Origin of the sequence: Curtobacterium sp. MCBD17_034 (assembly GCF_003234515.1) — a bacterium.
Lineage (GTDB): Bacteria > Actinomycetota > Actinomycetes > Actinomycetales > Microbacteriaceae > Curtobacterium.
Genome location: NZ_QKTN01000007.1, coordinates 113250 through 131939, shown reverse-complemented (window position 1 = coordinate 131939; position 18690 = coordinate 113250). Strand labels below are relative to the sequence as shown.

The 18690-nt window shown below is 73.7% G+C and carries 18 protein-coding genes; 10 read left to right on the top strand and 8 right to left on the bottom strand.

Features of this window, described 5'->3' with window-relative positions; genetic code table 11:
* From DEI92_RS12880 to DEI92_RS12860, 5 genes are all read left to right on the top strand, one after another.
* The gene (locus DEI92_RS12880; protein WP_111013762.1) at positions 1-1518 is read left to right on the top strand and encodes an ABC transporter substrate-binding protein; all 1518 of its coding nucleotides are present in this window, start codon (positions 1-3) and stop codon (positions 1516-1518) included.
* Between the two features lie 22 nt (positions 1519-1540).
* Complete coding sequence (locus tag DEI92_RS12875; RefSeq protein ID WP_111013761.1) at positions 1541-2491, top strand: ABC transporter permease; 951 nt, start codon at positions 1541-1543, stop codon at positions 2489-2491.
* Complete coding sequence (locus DEI92_RS12870) at positions 2488-3474, top strand: ABC transporter permease (RefSeq protein WP_111013760.1); 987 nt, start codon at positions 2488-2490, stop codon at positions 3472-3474. Before DEI92_RS12875 ends, DEI92_RS12870 begins: the two co-directional genes overlap by 4 nt.
* The gene (locus tag DEI92_RS12865) at positions 3471-4304 is read left to right on the top strand and encodes an ABC transporter ATP-binding protein (protein ID WP_111013759.1); all 834 of its coding nucleotides are present in this window, start codon (positions 3471-3473) and stop codon (positions 4302-4304) included. The genes DEI92_RS12870 and DEI92_RS12865 overlap by 4 nt, the downstream gene beginning before the upstream one ends.
* Before the next feature lie 92 nt (positions 4305-4396).
* The gene (locus DEI92_RS12860; protein WP_111013781.1) at positions 4397-5158 is read left to right on the top strand and encodes an ABC transporter ATP-binding protein; all 762 of its coding nucleotides are present in this window, start codon (positions 4397-4399) and stop codon (positions 5156-5158) included.
* 72 nt (positions 5159-5230) lie between these two features.
* Here DEI92_RS12860 and DEI92_RS12855 read toward each other — a convergent pair whose 3' ends face one another.
* The 6 genes from DEI92_RS12855 to DEI92_RS12830 all read right to left on the bottom strand — a co-directional run bounded on the left by DEI92_RS12855 (position 5231) and on the right by DEI92_RS12830 (position 10192).
* Positions 5231-6655, bottom strand: a complete 1425-nt coding sequence (locus DEI92_RS12855; protein ID WP_111013758.1) for an amidase — start codon at positions 6653-6655, stop codon at positions 5231-5233.
* A gap of 67 nt (positions 6656-6722) precedes the next feature.
* A complete protein-coding gene (locus tag DEI92_RS12850) occupies positions 6723-7328 on the bottom strand; it encodes a GNAT family N-acetyltransferase (protein WP_111013757.1) in 606 nt (201 codons plus the stop codon).
* 75 nt (positions 7329-7403) lie between these two features.
* Positions 7404-8102, bottom strand: coding sequence for a uracil-DNA glycosylase (locus DEI92_RS12845; RefSeq protein ID WP_111013756.1), 699 nt, complete (start codon positions 8100-8102; stop codon positions 7404-7406).
* A complete protein-coding gene (locus tag DEI92_RS12840) occupies positions 8099-8824 on the bottom strand; it encodes a Type 1 glutamine amidotransferase-like domain-containing protein (RefSeq protein WP_111013755.1) in 726 nt (241 codons plus the stop codon). Before DEI92_RS12840 ends, DEI92_RS12845 begins: the two co-directional genes overlap by 4 nt.
* Positions 8821-9384, bottom strand: coding sequence for a phosphoribosyltransferase (locus tag DEI92_RS12835; protein ID WP_111009228.1), 564 nt, complete (start codon positions 9382-9384; stop codon positions 8821-8823). The genes DEI92_RS12840 and DEI92_RS12835 overlap by 4 nt, the downstream gene beginning before the upstream one ends.
* 34 nt (positions 9385-9418) lie before the next feature.
* The gene (locus DEI92_RS12830) at positions 9419-10192 is read right to left on the bottom strand and encodes an SDR family oxidoreductase (RefSeq protein ID WP_111009229.1); all 774 of its coding nucleotides are present in this window, start codon (positions 10190-10192) and stop codon (positions 9419-9421) included.
* Positions 10193-10303: 111 nt separating this feature from the next.
* Between DEI92_RS12830 and DEI92_RS12825 the strand changes: the two genes are divergently transcribed.
* On the top strand, positions 10304-11431 hold the full coding sequence (locus tag DEI92_RS12825) for an acyltransferase family protein (protein WP_111013754.1): 1128 nt from the start codon (positions 10304-10306) through the stop codon (positions 11429-11431).
* 193 nt (positions 11432-11624) lie between these two features.
* Positions 11625-12959 carry a bifunctional o-acetylhomoserine/o-acetylserine sulfhydrylase gene (locus DEI92_RS12820; RefSeq protein ID WP_111013753.1) on the top strand — a complete coding sequence of 445 codons (1335 nt, stop codon included), beginning with the start codon at positions 11625-11627 and terminating at the stop codon, positions 12957-12959.
* 131 nt (positions 12960-13090) lie between these two features.
* Here the strand turns inward: DEI92_RS12820 and DEI92_RS12815 are convergent, their stop codons facing one another.
* A complete protein-coding gene (locus tag DEI92_RS12815; protein ID WP_111013752.1) occupies positions 13091-13507 on the bottom strand; it encodes a hypothetical protein in 417 nt (138 codons plus the stop codon).
* Positions 13504-14511, bottom strand: a complete 1008-nt coding sequence (locus DEI92_RS12810; RefSeq protein ID WP_111009233.1) for an SDR family oxidoreductase — start codon at positions 14509-14511, stop codon at positions 13504-13506. Before DEI92_RS12810 ends, DEI92_RS12815 begins: the two co-directional genes overlap by 4 nt.
* Positions 14512-14742: 231 nt before the next feature.
* On the opposite strand from DEI92_RS12810, the gene DEI92_RS12805 reads away from it, so the two are divergent.
* The 3 genes from DEI92_RS12805 (at position 14743) to DEI92_RS12795 (ending at position 18586) form a co-directional block, all read left to right on the top strand.
* The gene (locus DEI92_RS12805) at positions 14743-15963 is read left to right on the top strand and encodes a homoserine O-acetyltransferase (protein ID WP_111013751.1); all 1221 of its coding nucleotides are present in this window, start codon (positions 14743-14745) and stop codon (positions 15961-15963) included.
* A gap of 149 nt (positions 15964-16112) precedes the next feature.
* A complete protein-coding gene (locus DEI92_RS12800; protein WP_111009235.1) occupies positions 16113-17273 on the top strand; it encodes a sensor histidine kinase in 1161 nt (386 codons plus the stop codon).
* Complete coding sequence (locus tag DEI92_RS12795; RefSeq protein ID WP_111009236.1) at positions 17270-18586, top strand: hypothetical protein; 1317 nt, start codon at positions 17270-17272, stop codon at positions 18584-18586. Before DEI92_RS12800 ends, DEI92_RS12795 begins: the two co-directional genes overlap by 4 nt.
* The last annotated feature ends 104 nt before the right edge of the window (positions 18587-18690 follow it).

The following is an 18690-nucleotide window of genomic DNA, read 5'->3' as shown; positions in this document are numbered from 1 at the left end:
ATGCGTCCGCTCCGCAGCTCCGGGCCGCGCCGCTCCGGCCTCATCGCCGCCGCACTCGCCCTCACCGCGGCACTCGCCCTGACCGGCTGCTCCGGCGCGTCGGACGACACCTCCGGCGGCCGGGACGCCACCGTCCGGGTGGGCCTGGTGCTCGAGCCCACGAGCCTCGACATCCGGAAGCAGTCGGGCGCCGCGCTCGACCAGGTGCTCCTCGACAACGTGTACCAGGGCCTCGTCGGACGCACGCAGGACGGTGGCATCCGGAACGTGCTCGCGTCGAAGCGGTCGGTGTCGGCGGACGGTCGCACGTACACGTTCACGCTGCGGAACGGCATCCGGTTCCAGGACGGCACCCCACTCACCGCATCGGACGTCGCGTGGTCGCTCGACGACTTCCGCGCGAGCTCGACCTACGTCGACGCGGGTGACCTCGCGTCGGTCTCGGACGTCACGGCGCCGGACGACCACACCGTGGTGGTGCGGCTCGCCCGTCCCGACTCGAACCTGCTGTTCGCGCTGACCGGTCGCGCGGGCGTCGTCCTCGAGCGTGGCGCCCACAACGACCGCTCGGACAGCGCGATCGGCACGGGGCCGTTCCGGGTCAGCAGCTGGAAGCAGGGCGACTCGCTGACGTTCACCCGCTGGAAGGGCTACTGGGGCGCGAAGGCGAAGGTGGCCAAGGTCGTCTTCCGCTACATCACCGAGGCGTCGACCGCCGTCAACGCCATGGCGAACGGCGACCTCGACGTGGAAACGGCGGTGGACGGCACCCTGAAGGGCCAGCTCCAGGGCGCCTCGGGCATCACGCTGCACACCGGCGAGACGACCGACAAGTACACCCTCGCCTTCAACGACCGCGAGGCGCCGTTCACGGACGTGCGGGTCCGGCGGGCCATCCGCGAGGCCATCGACCCGAAGGCGCTCATCAAGGCCATCGGCGGCACGGGCGTCGAACAGGGCGGACCGATCCCGGCGCTCGACCCGGGGTACCAGGACCTGACGGACATCGACGCGTACGATCCCGCCGACGCGCGGAAGCTCCTGCAGCAGGCGGGGAAGCACGACCTCGACCTCACGCTCACGTACGCGAACATCTACCCGTCGACGATCGGCGACGTCCTCACCTCGCAGCTCGCGAAGGTCGGGATCACCCTGCACGTCAAGCGCGTCGACTTCACCACCTGGCTCGACCAGGTGTTCGGGAAACACGACTTCGAGTTGAGCATGGTCGACCACACCGAGTCGCGCGACTTCGGCAACTGGGCGAACCCGGACTACTACTTCGGGTACGACAACCCGCAGGTGCAGCAGCTCTACGCCGACTCCCTCGCCACCACCGACACGAGCGAGCGGGACGCGGACCTGCGGAAGGCCGCCCGCATCGTCAGCGAGGACGCCGCGGGCGAGTGGCTCTACACCGCGACGACGATCACCGCCATCCGCCACGGCGTGACCGGCTTCCCCACGAACTCGACGAGCACGCGACTCGACCTGTCGAAGCTCGCCGTCACGGGGTGACGCCGCTCGTAGGCTTGACCCCGTGACCCGATTCCTCGTCGGGCGGCTGCTCCTGTTCGCCGTCGGCCTCCTCGTCGCGAGCGTCATCGTCTTCGCCGCGCTGCGGGTCCTGCCCGGCGATGTCGCACAGGTCGTCGCCGGGACGCAGGCGTCGGCCGCGCAGGTGTCCGCCGTCCGTCGGCAACTCGGGCTCGACCGTCCGCTCGTCGTGCAGTACCTCAGCTGGATCGGTGGGGTCCTGCACGGCGACCTCGGCCGTTCCCTCGTCACGGGTGGCGCGGTGGCACCGCAGATCGCGCAGAAGCTCGCCGTCACCCTGCCGCTCGCGGGCCTGTCCCTGCTCTTCGCCCTCGTGCTCGGGGTGCCGCTCGGCGTGGTCGCCGCGGTCCTCCGACGTCGACCCGCCGGCGTGGTCATCTCGATCGTGGCGCAGGCCGTCGCCGCGATCCCGGTCGTCTGGGCCGCCATGCTCCTGGTCGCCGTGTTCGCGGTGCGGCTCCGGCTCCTGCCGACCCAGGGGTTCCCGCTCGACGGCTGGCACCAACCGGGGCGCGCGTTCGCCGCCCTCGTCCTGCCGGCGCTGACGATCGGCGCGGTCGAGGGTGCGGTCGTCCTCCGGTTCACGCGCTCCGCGACGCTCGGCGTCCTCGGTGCCGACCATCTGCGCACCGCGGCGGCGGTCGGGCTCACCCGGCGGGCAGCGCTCCTGCGGCACGGGCTGCCGTCGGTCGCGCTCACCGTGCTCGCGGTCCTCGGCGTGCAGATCGCGGGGCTGCTCGTCGGCGCCGTCCTCGTGGAACAGGTGTTCGCCCTGCCGGGCGTCGGACGCATGCTCGTCACGGACGTCGGTCGCCGGGACCTGACGAAGGTGCAGTCCGAGCTCCTCGTGCTCACCGGGCTCGTGCTCGTCGTGGGCTTCGCGGTCGACGTGGCGCACCGCCTCCTCGACCCCCGTCTCCGGGAGGCAGCGTGACCGCCCGGGCCGCGGGACGGGGCGAGCGCGGCTTCCTCCGACGACTCGTCACCCGGCCGTCCGGCGCGGTGGCGGTCGTCGTGCTCGGGCTCCTCGTGGTGGCCGCGGTCGTCGCGTCGTTCTGGACGCCGTACGACCCGTTCGACACCGACCCGTTCCACCAGTGGCGAGCCCCGAGCGCCGCCCACTGGTTCGGCACCGACGCCGTCGGCCGCGACATCGCGAGCTACGTGCTCGCGGGCGCGCGGACGACGGTCCTGGTCGCCCTGGGGTCCGGCGTCATCGCCTCGGTGGTCGGGATGCTGCTGACCGCCGTCGGGTCGTTGACGAGCCGGTGGGTCCGCGAGGGCATGGCCGTGCTCCTCGACGTGCTCGTCGCGTTCCCGACGCTCCTCACGGCGATGCTCCTGACGGCCGTGTTCGGCGGCTCGCTCGGCGTCGTCGTCGTGTCGGTCGGCCTGAGCTTCGGCGTGACGATCGCCCGGGTCGCCCGCGGCGAGATCCGCCGCATCGCACGGAGCGACTACGTGACCGCGGCACGCGCCGCCGGCGTCGGGCCGGTCGGCGTGCTCCTCCGCCACCTCGTGCCGAACGCGGCACCGCTGTTCACCGTGCAGCTGTCGCTCGCCATGGCGACGGCCGTGCTCGCCGAGGCCGGGTTGTCGTACCTCGGGTACGGCGCGTCGTCGTCCACCGCCTCGTGGGGCAGTCTCCTCGCCGACCTGCAGACCTACATCGGCGTGCACCCGTGGAGCGCGGCCTGGCCGGGTGCGGCGATCGCCCTCGTCGTCGTCGCGCTGTCCCTGCTCGGCGACGCCGTGCGCGACGCGTCGGACCCACGACTGACCGGACGACGGCGCGACCTCGATGCCGACACCGGCGCGACCGCCGGTGCGGCCGACGCCCGGGAGGCCCGTCGTGCGCCCGCAGTGATGCCCGCCACCGCCGACGCCACGGTCGAGGTCCACGGAGGGACCGCATGACCGCCGTCGACCGCGCCGAGCACGCCGGCGGTCCGGGTCGTGGCGCGACGACGGACCTCACCGTGCGCGGCCTCACCGTGCGGATCGGCGGGCGGACCGTGCTCGACGACGTCTCGTTCGCCGTCCCCGCCGGGGCCCGTGTCGGTGTGATCGGCGCGTCGGGGTCGGGCAAGTCGATGACCGCGTTGGCGGTGATGGGCCTGACGCCCCCGGATGCCGCCGTCTCGGGCAGCGTGCGCCTCGGCCCCGACGAGCTCGTCGGTCTGTCGGACCGCGAGCACGCCCGCTACCGCGGTCGTCGGATCGGCATGGTGTTCCAGGAGCCCGGGACGGCACTCGATCCGATCCGGCGGGTCGGGTCGCAGATCGCGGAGCCGCTGCGGCTGCACCGCGGACTCGACCGCCGCGCCGCCGCCCAGGCCGCCGTGGACCTGGCGGTCGCGGTCGACCTGCCCGACCCGGAGCGCCTGCTGCGGCAGTACCCGCACCAGCTGTCCGGCGGCCAACGGCAGCGCGTGTGCATCGCCATGGCCCTCGCGGGCGAGCCGGCCTTCCTCCTCGCGGACGAACCGACGACGGCGCTCGACGTGACGACGCAGGCCCGGGTCCTCGAGCTGTTCGACCGCACCGCCGACGAGCGGGGCACCGGTCTGGTGTTCGTCACGCACGACCTCGCCGTCCTGGCGCGCATCGCCGACACCGCGGTCGTGCTCGACGCGGGACGAGTGGTCGAGTCGGGTCCGGTGACGGGCCTCCTGGCCGCGCCGCGGCACCCCGCGACCGCCGCGCTCGTCGCGGCCGCCGCCGCCACCGCGAGGAGGACCCCGTGAGCGAGGACACCACGAGCGGCGGGAGGGGGGTCGGGACCGCCGCGGCGGGGCACACCCAGCACGAGGACTCGCCCGCGCTCGAGGCGCGCGGACTGTCACGGACCTACCGGCTCCCGCGTCGCGGCCCGTTCGAGCCCGGCGCGACGCGGACCGCCGTCGACGCCGTCGACCTCGCCGTCCCCGCGGGTGCGCGCCTCGGCGTCCTCGGCGCGTCGGGCTCGGGCAAGTCGACGCTCGTCCGCCTCCTCACCGCGCTCGAGGCACCGACGTCCGGGAGCGTCAGCGCCTGGGGTCGCCCGCTGTCGGCAGCCGCCTCCGCGCGCACGACGCGCTGGTTCCGGCGCCGCACGGGCATCGTGTTCCAGGACCCGTACGCGTCGCTCGACCCGCGCATGCGCATCGGTCGGACCGTCGGTGAGCCGTTGCGCGCCCTCCGCGTGCCGGGCGACCACGCGGCGCTCGTCGCCGAGGCCCTGCGCCGGGTCGACCTGCCGGACGACGCCGCGGACCGGTTCCCCCACGAGTTCTCCGGCGGTCAACGCCAGCGCATCGCGATCGCGCGCGCAGTGGTGCACCGGCCCGCGCTGCTCGTCGGCGACGAACCGATGAGCGCGCTCGACGTCGTCGTGCGTGCCCGGGTGATCGACCTGCTCGACCGCCTGACCGAGGACCTCGGGATGACGCTCGTGCTCGTGTCGCACGACGTCGGCGTCGTGCAGCGGCTGTGCGACCGGGTCGCGGTGATGGACGCCGGGCGGATCGTGGAGCAGGGCCCGGTGACCCTGCTCGACGACCCGCGGCACGACGTCACGCGGGGACTCGTCGCGGCCGCGCCGACGCTCCCGCCGGTCTGAGGTCCGGCCCGACCGCTGCGCCGGACGGGAGGCCGTCGCCCTGCACCGCGGACGGCGTCCGGCCCACCGACCTCACCACTGCGGCGGGTGCCGCCGCTGCCATCGCACCCGACGCTCGAGCTGGGCGCCGAGGGCGAGGACCGTGCGCTCCCCACCGGGGCGGCCGATGAGCTGCACGCCCATGGGGAGGCCGGCGTCCGTGGTCGACACCGGCAGCGTGATCGCCGGCAGCCCGGCGACGTTGCACATCGAGGTCCACGGCGAGTACCGGCACTGGTCCGCGAAGTTCTCCTCGGGGTCGTCCGAGTACCAGCCGAGCGGTCGCGGGGGGAGCGCGAGCGTCGGGGTGAGCACGGCGTCGTACGACGCGAACGCCTGCACCAGGGCGACCGAGAACGCATCGAGTCCGGCCATGGCCTCGAGCACCGCCACGCCCGAGAGCTCCCGTCCGCGTTCGACGAGCCACGCGGTGAGCGGTTCCAGGCGTGACGGGTCGAGACCGGGCACGTCCGGGATGCGTGCCGCGGAGGCCTGCCAGGCGACACGGAACCACCGGGCGTACTCCACCCGCGGCATCGCGACGTCCTCGACGCCGTGCCCGAGCGCGTCGAGGAGCGCCAGGGTCTCCGCGACCGCCGCGGCGGCCTCGGGACTCGTCCGCACGTCGACGGCGTCGTCCCACGGTGACCCCTGCAGGAGCCCGACCGTGAACCGGCCCTCGCCGCGGGTCGCCGCGGCCGTGAAGGGACCCTCGCCCTCGTCCGGCGTGCGGAGCGCGAACGGCTCCGGGACCGCGCGACCGCTCGGCGCCACGAGGGCGTCGAGCAGCATCCCGGCGTCCGCGACCGACCGTGTGATCGGCCCGGCCACCACGAGTCCGCCGAGTCCGGCGCGCCCGGGCATCGCCGGCACCCGCCCGCGGGACGGCTTGAGCCCGACGAGGCCCGTCGCGGCGGCCGGGATCCGCACCGACCCGCCGCCGTCGGACCCGACCGCGGCGGGCAGCAACCCGGCCGCGACCGCCACCGCCGCACCACCGCTCGACCCACCCGGGCTCGCCGACGTGTCCCACGGGTTCCGCGTCGCACCGGTCGCGAGCGATTCGGTCGTCGACGACAAGCCGAACTCCGGGGTCGCGGTGCGGCCGAGGGACACCGTCCCGGCGTCGTCGAGCGCCCGCACGAGCGGGCTGTCCGCGACCGCCGGCGTCGCGGCGACCGCTCGGGAGCCCGCCCGCGTCACGAATCCGGTCCGGTCCACGAGGTCCTTGTCACCGCTCGGGAGGCCCCACAGCGGCCTGGACGTCGGCACCCGTTCGGCGAGGTGGGCAGCACGATCGCGGGCGGCGTCGGCGGTCACCGCGGTGAACGCCCCGAGTCCCGGGTCGATGCGCTCGATCCGGCCGAGGTAGTGCTCCGCGACCTCCAGCGGGGAGGCCTCGCCCCGACGGATCCAGTCCCACAGGTCCTGCGCGCTGAGGTGGTGGAGTTCGAACACGGCTCCCGAGCCTAGCCAGCGGCGCCGGCGGCGGCGCGGAGGCGGAGGCTCCCGGCGGTGCGGACGGTCATGCGAGCGGGCGTCGGCCCCGGCCGCCCCGCAACCGGAGCTGCATGGTGACCGTCCCGAGCCACCGTTCGTACTTGTAGCCGACGCGCGCCATCCGTCCGGTCTCGGTGAAGCCGAGCGACGCGTGCAGCCGGATCGACGCCTCGGCGGCCCGGTCGGCGATCACCGCGACGACCTCGCGCACCCCGGCGACCGCACTCTCCTCGAGCAGCGCGGTCAGCAGGGCACGTCCGAGCCCCTTGCCACCCGACGCCGGGCGGAGGTAGATCGAGTCCTCCACCACGCGGTTCGAGCGGTCCCGGGGGTTCCAGGGCGTCACGAGCGCGTACCCGAGGATCTGCCCCGAGGGGTTCTCGGCCACGAGGAACGGCAACCCGCGGCGGCGCACGTCGTCGTAGCGCTGCTTCCAGGCCGCGAACGAGAACGCCGACGCGTCGAACGTGACCGACGAGTTCCGGACGTAGTGGCCGTGGATGTCACGGACGTCGGGCAGGTCGCTCGGCTCGGCCGCCCGGATCACGTAGGTGAACGCCGGTTCGGGTGTGGTCGCGGGCCGGAGGTGCCGGGGCAACCGCCGACGCGGCTGGTATTCCTCTTCGAGCACCGCACCCGTCCCTCCCGGCCGCGGTGGCCGCGACGCCCGCCAGCCTACGGACCGGCGAGGCGGGGCGTCCGGCGCTCACACCGTGTCGGGGAGGGTCCAGTCCATCGGCTCCGCGCCCTGTGCCTCGAGCAGCGCGTTCACGCGCGAGAACGGGCGCGAGCCGAAGAAGCCGCGTGCGGCCGACAGCGGACTCGGGTGGGCCGACGCCACCACCGGTGTGTCCCCGAGGAACGGCTGCACCGCCGCCGCCTGCGCACCCCACAGCACCGCGACCAGGGGCGCCTCGCGGGCGGCGAGCGCCCGCACGGCCTGCTCGGTCACGCGCTCCCAGCCCCGCCCGCGGTGCGACGCCGGCGCGCCGACACCGACCGTGAGCACGCGGTTGAGGAGCAGGACGCCGCGCGACGACCAGGCCCGGAGGTCGCCGTGCACCGGCGGCTCGACGCCGAGGTCGTCCCGGAGCTCCCGGTACACGTTCGCGAGGCTCCGCGGGACCGGCCGGACGTGCGGGTCGACGGCGAACGACAGACCGATGGGATGCCCCGGCGTCGGGTACGGGTCCTGACCGAGCACGAGCACGCGGACGTCGTCGAACGGGTCGGCGAAGGCCCGCAGGACGGACGGCCCCGCCGGCAGGTACGGACGTCCGGCGCGGACCTCCTCCCGGAGCCACGCCCCGATCGCGTGGACGTCGTCCTCCACGGGTGCGAGCGCTCGCGCCCAGCCGGGGTCGACGAGCTCGGCGAGGGGGTGCACCGCGACGCCGTCGGTCATGCGCCGATCGTCGCCACCGAGACGAACTGGTCGCCCTCGCCGTCCTCCGATGCGATGACCCGCCAGACGCTGCCCGAGCCACGGACCTCGAGCGCGCCCTCGCCGACGATGAGGACGGTGTCCTCGTCGATGGCGACACCACCCGCGACGACGCCGGCCTCGGCGGCTGCGACGAGCCGCGAGAGCGTGCCCGCCTGCGCCGCGTGGACGTCGATCGCGAGGTCGACGAGGCCGAGGCCCTCCTGCAGCGTGACCTCGTCGAGGCCCTCGCTGGTCCACTCCGGCGAGACGTCCACCCCGCCGATGCGGAACCCGCCGACGAGCGCTCGGTCCGCCGCGATCATCGCGCCCGCCGAGTACCCGAGGTACGGCAGCGAGTCGGCCACGAGCAACCGGATCTGGTCGACGAGCGGCACCGTCGCCGTCACGTAGTCCGGCGTGCGACCACCCGCGATCACGAGGCCGTCGACGTCGCTGAGCACGCGGGTGTCGAACGTGGCGCCGGCCGCGACGACGTCGGGGAGGAGGTCGCCACCGCCCGCCTCGCCCAGCAGCGCGACCAGGGTGTCGGCCGCGTCGGGTGCGCCGACCGCGAGGACGGCGACCCGCGGCGCGGACCGGCCGACGATCGCGCCGCGCTGTGTCGCCTCGGCGAGGAACCGTCCGTACACGTCGGAGGCCTGGGTGGCGTCGGTGCCGCCACCGACCAGGTGGACGCTCACGATTCGGCCGTCACGGGTGCGAGGGCGCTCCACGGGAACGTGATCCACCCGGAGACGCGCCGCCACACGTGGTCGGGCTCGAGGACGGTTCCGGGCTTGGAGTAGAGGCAGGCGCTCCGGACGTCCGCCCCCGCCTGCCGGACGATGTCGACGACGAGCGCGAGGGTGCGGCCGCTGTCCGACACGTCGTCGACGACGAGCACGCGCTTGCCGGCCAGGCTCGGCGCGTCGAGTGCCGGGGGCAGGACGATCGGCGCGGCGAGCCGTTGCTCGACGTCGGTGTAGAACTCGACGTTGATCGACCCGCACATCTTCGTGCCGAGGGCGTAGGCGACGGCACCGCCGATGAGGAGCCCGCCGCGGGCGACCGCGACGACGACGTCCGGCACGAACCCCGCGTCGAGGACGTCCTTGGCGAGGTGCCGCGCGGCGTCCCCGAACTCGAGCCACCCGAGCACCTCGGCGTGGGACGGGGGTGCGTCGGCACCCGCGGACGTGACGGTGGCGGGCGCCGGATCGGCGGGCGCTGCCGCGGGGACGGCGTCGGCGGGGCAGGTCATCCCGCCACGCTATCGCCCTCACGGTCCGCGGGCGCTACCGGGTGCGGAGTTCGCCCCGGGCGACCTTGTGCTGCGCGGACTGGGCGACGGGCTTGATCGTCACGAGGTCGAGGTTGACGTGCGCGGGGAGCTCGACCGCGTGCACGATGGCGGCGGCGACGTCCTCGGCGACGAGCGGGTCGGCGACGCCCTGGTAGACGGCGTCCGCGCGGTCCTGGTCGCCGCCGAACCGCACGAGCGAGAACTCCTCGGTGCGGACCATCCCCGGGGCGATCTCGACGACCCGGATCGGCTCGCCGCTCAGCTCGAGGCGGAGGACCGCGACGAGCGCGTGCTCCGCGGCCTTCGCGGCGTTGTAGCCCGCGCCGCCCTCGTACGGCACCGTCGCCGCGGTCGACGTGACCGTCACGACGTCCGCGCCGCCCGTGACGTCGGCCCGGGTCCGGAGGTGGGGCAGCAGCGCGCTCGTCACCTGCTTCGTGCCGATGACGTTGACCTCGAACATGGCACGCCAGTCGTCGACGCTCGAGGTCTCGACCGGCTCGAGCCCGAACGCGCCACCCGCGTTGTTGACGAGGGCGTCCACGCCGCCCAGCTCGCCGACCCGTGCGGCGAGCGCCGCGACGGCCGATGCGTCGGTGACGTCGGCGACGAACGCCTCGCAGTCGGTCTCCTCGGCGAGCGCCGTCAGCCGGTCCTCGCGCCGGGCGACCGCCACGACCTCCCATCCGTGCGCGCGGAACAGGCGGACCGTCGCCGCTCCGATGCCCGAACTCGCTCCCGTGACGACCGCGCGTCGTGCTGCCATGTGCTGTGTCCTCCTGTGCCGACTCCGGTGCCGACTCCTGTCGTCCAACGCTACCGGGGCGACCCCGAGGGGGCGGTCATCATGGTGCGCGTTCGGGTAGCGTGGCGGGGCATGAGCACGGACGTCCTCTCGACCGCGCCCTCGGCTCCTCCGGTCGCTCCCGACGGGCCTGCACCAGCGCGGGTGCGGGTGCCGTTGTGGGACACCGCGCGGTTCCTCGCGGTGACGCTGGTCGTCATCGGGCACGCGATCCAGCGGCAGACGACCGCGAGCGACCACGCGATGGCGCTCTACACGTTCATCTACGCGTTCCACATCTCGGCGTTCGGTGTGATCAGCGGGTACTTCTCGTCGTCCGCGACCCCGACCGCCGTGCGGATGCGACGCACGATCGCCGAGATCGTCGTGCCGTACATCGTCATGCAGACGATCTGGACGGTGGTGGAGTCGATCGTCGAGGGCCGGAAGCAGTTCAACCCGACGCAGCCGACGTGGACGCTCTGGTTCCTGCTCGCGCTCGGGATCTTCCGACTCGTGCTCCCCTACCTGGCGCAGCTCCGGTGGCCGCTGCTGTGGACGGTCGCCGCGAGCATCGGCGTCGGGTACCTCGACAACGTCGACTCCACCCTGTCGCTGTCCCGTGCGATCGGACTCATGCCGTTCTTCGTCCTCGGCTGGCAGCTCAAGGGCTGGGGGGTGATGGACCGGTGGGCCGGCGCGCCGCGGCGGGTGGTCGTGTGGGTGCGGTCGGCCGCGGTCGTGGTGCTCGCGGCGTGGGGCTCGGCGTGCGTCGTGTTCGTCCGGCCGTTCCGCTCGTTCGAACTGCACCACTGGTTCTTCTACGACGACTCGTACTCGGGGCTCGGACAGGACGCCTGGTGGGCCGGGTTCCTGCGACTGGGGCTCATGGTGCTGGCGAGCGCCCTCACGGCGTCGTTCCTGCTGCTCGTCCCGCGGCGGCGGGTGTGGTTGTCGGCCTTCGGGCAGGCGACGATGTACGTGTACCTGCTGCACACCTTCGTGCTCTACCCGATCCGGGAGTCCGGGGTGCTGTCGGGTCCGCACTCGGCCTGGCCGTACCTGCTGCTCATGGTGGCGCTCGCGATCACGGTGGCCGTGCTGCTCGCGACGCCACCGGTCCGGGCCGCGACCCGGTGGCTGCTCGAGCCGCGGGTGCCGCTGCTGTTCCGGCGCGACCCGGACCAGGAGCCGACGTCGGAGGCGACGCGCGCCTCCTGACCCGACCCGCGCCTCCCGACCCGACCCGCGCCTTCCGGAGCGGGTCGCCGACGAGTCCCGACGCCGCCGTGTTACGCGCGCTGACGCCCGACGTTGCCGTGGGTGGAGGGCGGTCCTAGCCTGGCCGGACCGCGAGGGTGCGCCGTCCCTCCCGACGTCACCACGGCGCGTGCGGACTGCGAGGACGGACACCATGACCGAGACCACCGACCCGACGACCTGGCGTTTCGAGACGACGCAGGTGCACGCGGGTGCCCGGCCGGACCCGACGACGGGGGCGCGCGCGACGCCGATCTACAAGACGACGTCGTACGTCTTCGAGAGCTCGGACCACGCCCGCGACCTGTTCGCCCTGGCCGCGCCGGGCAACATCTACTCGCGGATCATGAACCCGACGAACGACGTCGTCGAGCAGCGCATCGCGGCGCTCGAGGGTGGTACGGGCGCCCTGCTCGTGTCCTCCGGGCAGGCGGCCGAGACGTACGCCGTGCTCAACATCGCGGGCGCCGGCGACCACATCGTGTCCTCGTCGTCGATCTACGGCGGCACGTACAACCTGTTCAAGTACACGCTCGCCAAGCTCGGCATCGAGACGACGTTCGTCGAGGACCAGGACGACCCGGACGAGTGGCGCCGGGCCGTGCGGCCGAACACGAAGCTCTTCTTCGCCGAGACGATCGGCAACCCGAAGATCAACGTGCTCGACATCGCGACGGTGTCCGGCGTCGCCCACGACGCCGGTGTGCCCCTCGTCGTCGACAACACCATCGCGACGCCGTACCTCATCCGTCCGTTCGAGCACGGCGCCGACATCGTGGTGCACTCGGCGACGAAGTTCCTCGGCGGCCACGGCACCGTGATCGGCGGCGTGCTCGTGGACGGCGGCCGGTTCCCGTGGTCACAGCACGCCGAGCGGTTCCCGGAGCTGAACCAGCCCGACCCGTCGTACCACGGCGCCGTGTTCACGCAGGCGGTCGGCGACGGCCTCGCGTACGTCGTCAAGGCGCGGGTGCAGCTCCTCCGCGACCTCGGTGCTTCGAACTCGCCGGACACCGCGTTCGCGCTGCTCCAGGGCATCGAGACGCTGAGCCTGCGGATCGAGCGGCACGTGCAGAACGCGCAGGAGATCGCGGAGTGGCTCGACCGTCACCCGGACGTGGCGACGGTCGCGTACGCCGGACTGCCGACGAGCCCCTGGTACGCCGCGGCCACGAAGTACGCCCCGAAGGGCGTCGGCGCGGTGCTGTCGTTCGAGCTCAAGGGCGGCGTCGACGCCGGCCGGGCGTTGGTCGACAACCTGTCGCTGTTCAGTCACCTGGCGAACATCGGTGACGTGCGGTCCCTCGTGATCCACCCGGCGTCGACGACGCACTCGCAGCTCACGCCCGAGCAGCAGCTCACCACGGGCGTGACGCCGGGTCTCGTCCGCCTGTCGGTGGGCATCGAGAACGTCGCGGACCTCATCGCCGACCTGGAGGCCGGCCTCGCCGCCGCGCGTCGGGTCGCCGAGGCGGGCCTCACCGCCTGACGACCGACCGGGCCCGGCTCGACGCCCTCCCGCCGAGATCGCGCAACACGCCGCTTCGACCGCTGTGACAACGGCGTGTTCTGCGATCTCGGCTGAGGAGGGCGAGCGGCGGCGGCCCCGGCCGACGAGGGCTAGCGGCGGCGGCCCCGGCCGACGAGGAGCGCCTCGGCGACGCCGAGCCCCACCGCGATCACGAGCTGGGACGCGCCGAGGCGTCGCCACCGACCGCCGACGAGCAGCAGCGGCAGCATCGAGACCGCGTGGGTCGCATCGACCACGGCGGCGACCGTGTGCGCGTCGGGGGTGTCGACCCGGCGCAGCACCACGGCCTCGACGAGTTGCCGCAGCCCGAGCACCCGGTGGAACGCGGCGACCCCGCCCCGACGCGCACCCGTTGCCCGGTCGGGTGCACCGCCTCGCGCCGCGAGGAGGTGCAGGACGCCCAGGCCGCCCCGCATCACCTCCACCGCGGCGGCGGAACCGGGCCGTGCGGACGGGTGCCGGGCCTCCCGACCGGTGCGGCGCCCCGGTGCTGCACCGAGACTCATCGGCCGCGACCCACGGAACGGGTGGCGGTGGCGACGACGCCGGCCACGCCGATCGCGCCCGCGAGGATCGCGGACCCGAGGCGGCGGTGCTCGACGAACCAGGTCTGCGGCGACCACGCGTGGGCGGTGTCGTCGAAGATCCCGTGCGCACCGTGGTCCCCCGGCACCGGCTCGTAGAGGTTGTCGGGCAGCATCGGCTCGTCCTTCTGTGGCGCCTGCTGGCCGTCGACGAGCGTGCGGGCGGCGTACCAGTCCGCGAACCGGCCGCTGATCCGGTTCCCGATGATCGTGTAGACGGTCGACTCTCCGACCCACGTCCGCGGGCGTGGCCGCTCGGCGACCGTCGCGATGGCGCGGGCCCCGACCTCGGGCTGGTAGATCGGCGCCACGGGCTGCGGGTGGTGTGGCAACTTCGACTTCACCCAGTTGAACTGGATCGTGTTGAGCGCGGGCATGTCGACCCGCGAGACCGTGACGTTGCTGCCCTCGTTGCGCAGCTCGCTGACGACCGACTCGGTGAACCCGACGATCGCGTGCTTCGCGCCGCAGTACGCCGCTTGCAGTGGGATCCCGCGGAACCCGAGCGCGGAGCCGACCTGGATCACCTGTCCGCGGTCCCGCGGCCGCATGTGACGCAGTGCGGCACGGGTCCCGTTGACGAACCCGAAGTACGTCACCTGGTTCGCCCGCGCGAAGTCGTCCGGGTCGGTGTCCATGAACGAGCCGAACACGCCGACCATGACCCCGTTGACCCACAGGTCGATCGGCCCGAGCTCGGCCTCGACGCGGTCGGCGGCGGCCTCGACGGCCTCGCGATCCGCGACGTCCGCGACGAGCGCGAGGCCGCGCCTCCCGGCTCGCCGCACCTCGGCGACCGCCGCGTCGACGCCCTCCTGCCCGCGGGCGAGGACGGCGACGTCCCAGCCCCGTGCGGCGAGTTCCCGCACCGTCGCCCGGCCGAGTCCGGCCGAGCCTCCCGTCACCACGGCGATCCCACGAGCCATCCGGTCCTCCTCGCGTCCTGCCGTCGCCCGAGCGGCGCGGCCCTCCACGTCTACCGGACGGCCGTCGGCGGCGCTCAGCGAGCGTGGGGCGGCGCACGTCCGATCGCCCCGCTCCCTCAGACGGACGTGGATCCCGGCCGGGTCCGGCCGGGAGGCCCGGAGCCCGCCCGCCACGCCCCTCGCGTAACAAAGCACCCACGCCGTCCGCGACCCCGGGAGAATGGGCGGACGATGGACTGGCAGACGACCCCGGAGGACTCGGTCCCCTCGACCCTGGTCCCCGGTCCCGCCCTGCTCGGTGGCGGCCTCGGGATCGTCGGCAAGCCACCGGTGACGGGCGCCTGGCGACCCGGCGACCCGGCGGGCTCCCGCCGGTTCCTGGACCTCGGCGCCGTGACCGTCCGCGGCGGGGTGCTCCCGTCGACCCGCGTCGCCTACGAGACCTGGGGCGAACTCGACGCCGAGCGCTCGAACGCCGTGCTCGTGTTCCACGCGCTCACCGGCGACTCGCACGTCACCGGCCCGGCGGGGCCCGGACACCGGACGGCCGGCTGGTGGGAGGACGTCGTCGGCCCCGGTCGGGCGATCGACACCGACCGGTGGTTCGTCGTCGCGCCGAACATGCTCGGCGGCTGCCAGGGCACGACGGGGCCGTCCGCACTCGCCCCCGACGGCGTCGAGTGGGGGTCGCGGTTCCCGTTCCTCACCGTCCGCGACCAGGTGGGCGTCCAGGCGCGCCTGGCGGACCATCTGGGCATCGACCGGTTCGCGGCGGTCGTCGGCGGTTCGATGGGCGGCATGCACGCCCTCGAGTTCGCCGTGACGTACCCGGAGCGGGTCGAGCGGCTGGCGGTGCTGTCGGCACCGGCGCAGACCACGGCGGACCAGATCGCGGGGAACTCCCTGCAGCGCGCCGCGATCCAGATGGACCCCGGGTATGCCGGCGGCGACTACTTCGACGCCGAACCCGGCGACGGCCCGCACCGCGGCCTCGCGCTCGCCCGCCGGATGGCGCTCCTGACCTACCGCGCTCCCGACGAGCTCAACGGGCGGTTCGCCCGGAGCTGGCAGAGCGATGTGTCGCCGCTCGGCGACGACGGACGGTTCTCGGTCGAGAGCTACCTCGACTTCCACGGGAACAAGTTCACCCGGCGGTTCGACGCCGACTCGTACCTGACGCTCCTGCACGCGATGGACTCCCACGACGTCGGGACCGGCCGAGGCGGCGTCGTCCCGGCACTCGGGCGGGTCCGTGCCCGCACCCTCGTCGTCGGGATCACGAGCGACCGCTTGTTCCCCCTCGAGGACCAGGACCGCATCGCCGCGGGCATCCCGGACACCCTCGACGGCGACCGCGCGACGGTCATCGCGAGCGCGTACGGACACGACGGCTTCCTCATCGAGCACGAGGCCGTGGGGCGACACCTCCGGCGGCTGCTGCACGACGCGTGACCGCGGCGATCGTTCGCTGGTGATAACGATTCAGCACCAGACCGGGGACCCGGACCGTGCCGGATCCCCTCGAACGGGTGCCGTCTGTGCGAGCATGGTCAAACGCGAAGGAACCACCTCGCGGATCCGTTTCCCCCTGCAGGACATCGATGGACCTCATCGCGCAAGAACGTGACCGGTTGCTCCGGACGACGACGCGCGTTGTCGGCATCGTCTGCGCACTCGTCAGCGTCGTGGCGGTCCTGTGCGCGGGCAGCATCCCGACCGCGCCGCTCGTCGTCGGGCTCCTCGGCGTCGCGGTGCTCGTCGGCGCGCTCTGGGGTGTCGGTGCGAACGGCGCCTGGTACTGGACCGTCCTGGCGGTCGTGGGCGGCGTCGGTGCCCTCGTCGCGCTCACCCAGTCGGTCGGCGACGCCGGCGACCGCGACGTCGTCGCCGCGGGCCTGGTCCCCCTCGCCGCGGGTGGCCTGTCGTCGCTCGTCATGTCGCAACGCGGCCGTCCGGCGCTGCTCGTGCTCGTGCTCCTGTCCGGCGTCGCCGCGGTCGGCATCGTCGTCTGGACGTGTCGCTCGCCGTTCGCGAGCCCCGTCGGCGGCGTGCTGCTCGGCTGGGTGCTCACCTGCGTCATCGCCTACTGGGTGTCGCTGAGCATCCCGCGGGTCGCTCGCAGGATCTTCAGCATCGGCAACGCACACCGCGCCGAGCGGCAGGCGAGCGAGACCGAGGCACAGCGTCGCCAGGGGGCCCGCCTCCTGCACGACACCGTCCTCGCGACCCTGACGCTCCTCGCCCACTCCGGGGTCGGCGTCTCGGAGCAGGCCATGCGCGAGCAGGCAGCGGAGGACGCCCGACTGCTCCGCCACCTCCGCCTCGGCGCGACCCCGCAGCCCCAGGAGTCGAACGGCTACACGCTGACCCAGACCGAGGAGTCACCCCTCGGGCAGACCCTCGAGTCCGTCAAGCAGCGGTTCGGCCGCATGGGACTCGAGGTGAGCTGGCACGGCACCGGCCAGGTCCTCCTGCCCACGCACGTGCTCGACGCATTCCTGCTCGCGCTCGCCGAGTGCCTGGAGAACGTGCGCCGTCACGCGGGTGTCGCCGAGGCGCACGTCACGATCGTCCACGACACGAGCATGGTCCGCGCCATGGTGACCGACTCCGGCGTCGGGTTCGAGATCGACTCCATCAACGAGGAGCGCCTCGGGTTCAAGGAGAGCGTCGTGAACCGCCTCCGCGAGGTCGGCGGCGACGCCCGCCTGTTCTCGGCGCCCGGCTCGGGCACGACGGTCGTCCTGGAGGCCCCGCGATGACCTTCCCCGAGGACACCATCGGCCGCGAGACCATCGGCAGCCGGGAGGAACCCCCACGCACACGGCGCGAGGCCCGCGAGCGCGCGAAGGGCAACGACCGGCGCCAGGCGCGTGGTCTGCCGTCGACCTCGACCGGGGCGCGCTCGTTGCAGCAGGCGGCGCAGCCCGGGGCGTCGCTCGGCACCGGTCACCTCGGCCTCGGTGCGGCCGTGCTCACCGCCCTGCAGGCCGTGTCGGGCATCGTGCTGTTCCTCGTGCACTGGCCCGACTACAGCGACCCGTACGCCGCCGCGGCCGCGTGGCTGCTCTACATCGTCGCCGCGATCGGGGTGACCGCGACGGTGCTGACGTACGGCGAGCGCCTCACCGGGCTCGCGTTCACGCTCATCTGCCTCGTGCTCGCCTGCGTCGTCGCCCTCGACTTCATCGCGGTCTGGCCGGAGCACGACATCGCCCACACCGCGACCGCGTCGATCGCCGCCGGGTTCGCGCTCCTGCCGATGACCACGCTGCGTCCCGCCCGCGAGGTCGTCGTGGCGATCGTCGCGCTCGGTGTGGCGTTCGTCGTCATGACGTTGGTCTCGACGCCGATCGACCGGACGACCCTGCCCGGGCAGGTCTCGATGCTCGCGCTCGTCCTCGTCCCGCCGTCGGTCGCGCTCTTCATCGTGCATCGGTTCCGACAGCTCGTGCAGCGCGAACTCGACCGTGTGCTCGTCCAGAGCACCGTGACGGCGCCGCAGTTCGCCGTCGGGATGCTCGCGTCCGAGGAACTCGCGCGCCTCGACCTCGCCGCCGAGAAGCTCCTGGACAGCGTCGCGAACGGCACCGATCCCCTGCCGCTCTCCCCCGCCAGTGCGTCCGTGGCCGCGCAGCTCGCCACCGAGCTCCGGCTGCACCTCATCGAGGGGCGCCGGGAGACCTGGCTGTACCACGCGATCACCGAATCCGACCACCTCGGGCGCGCCGTGAGCGTGACCGATCCGGGCTCGCTCGCCGGCCACCTGACCCCCGCGCAGCGCGACGGTCTCCTACAGGCGATCTGGCTCATGGTCGGCGACGGACGCGCCGCGACGACCGGCAGCGCGACCGTGTCGGTGACCCTCGGTCCGATGGGCGCCGCCGGTCATCCCGTGTCGGACGAGACGATGGACGTGCCCGTCGTCATCGAGTCACGCGGCGTCCCACGACGTCGGCTCGGCCCAGCGGCGTGGAGCGCGCTCCAACGCGTGGGGCCGTACACGGACACCGTCCGCGACGGCGTCCTGCACGTCGTCGTGCACTGCGTGGTCAACCGACACCCGTCGATGTGACCGCCGTCACCGGATCCCGGGCACCAGCCGCGACACACTGACCGCCTGTTCCTCCACCGCCGATCGATCCACCTAGGATCCCGGTACCGCCAAGAAAGGACGCC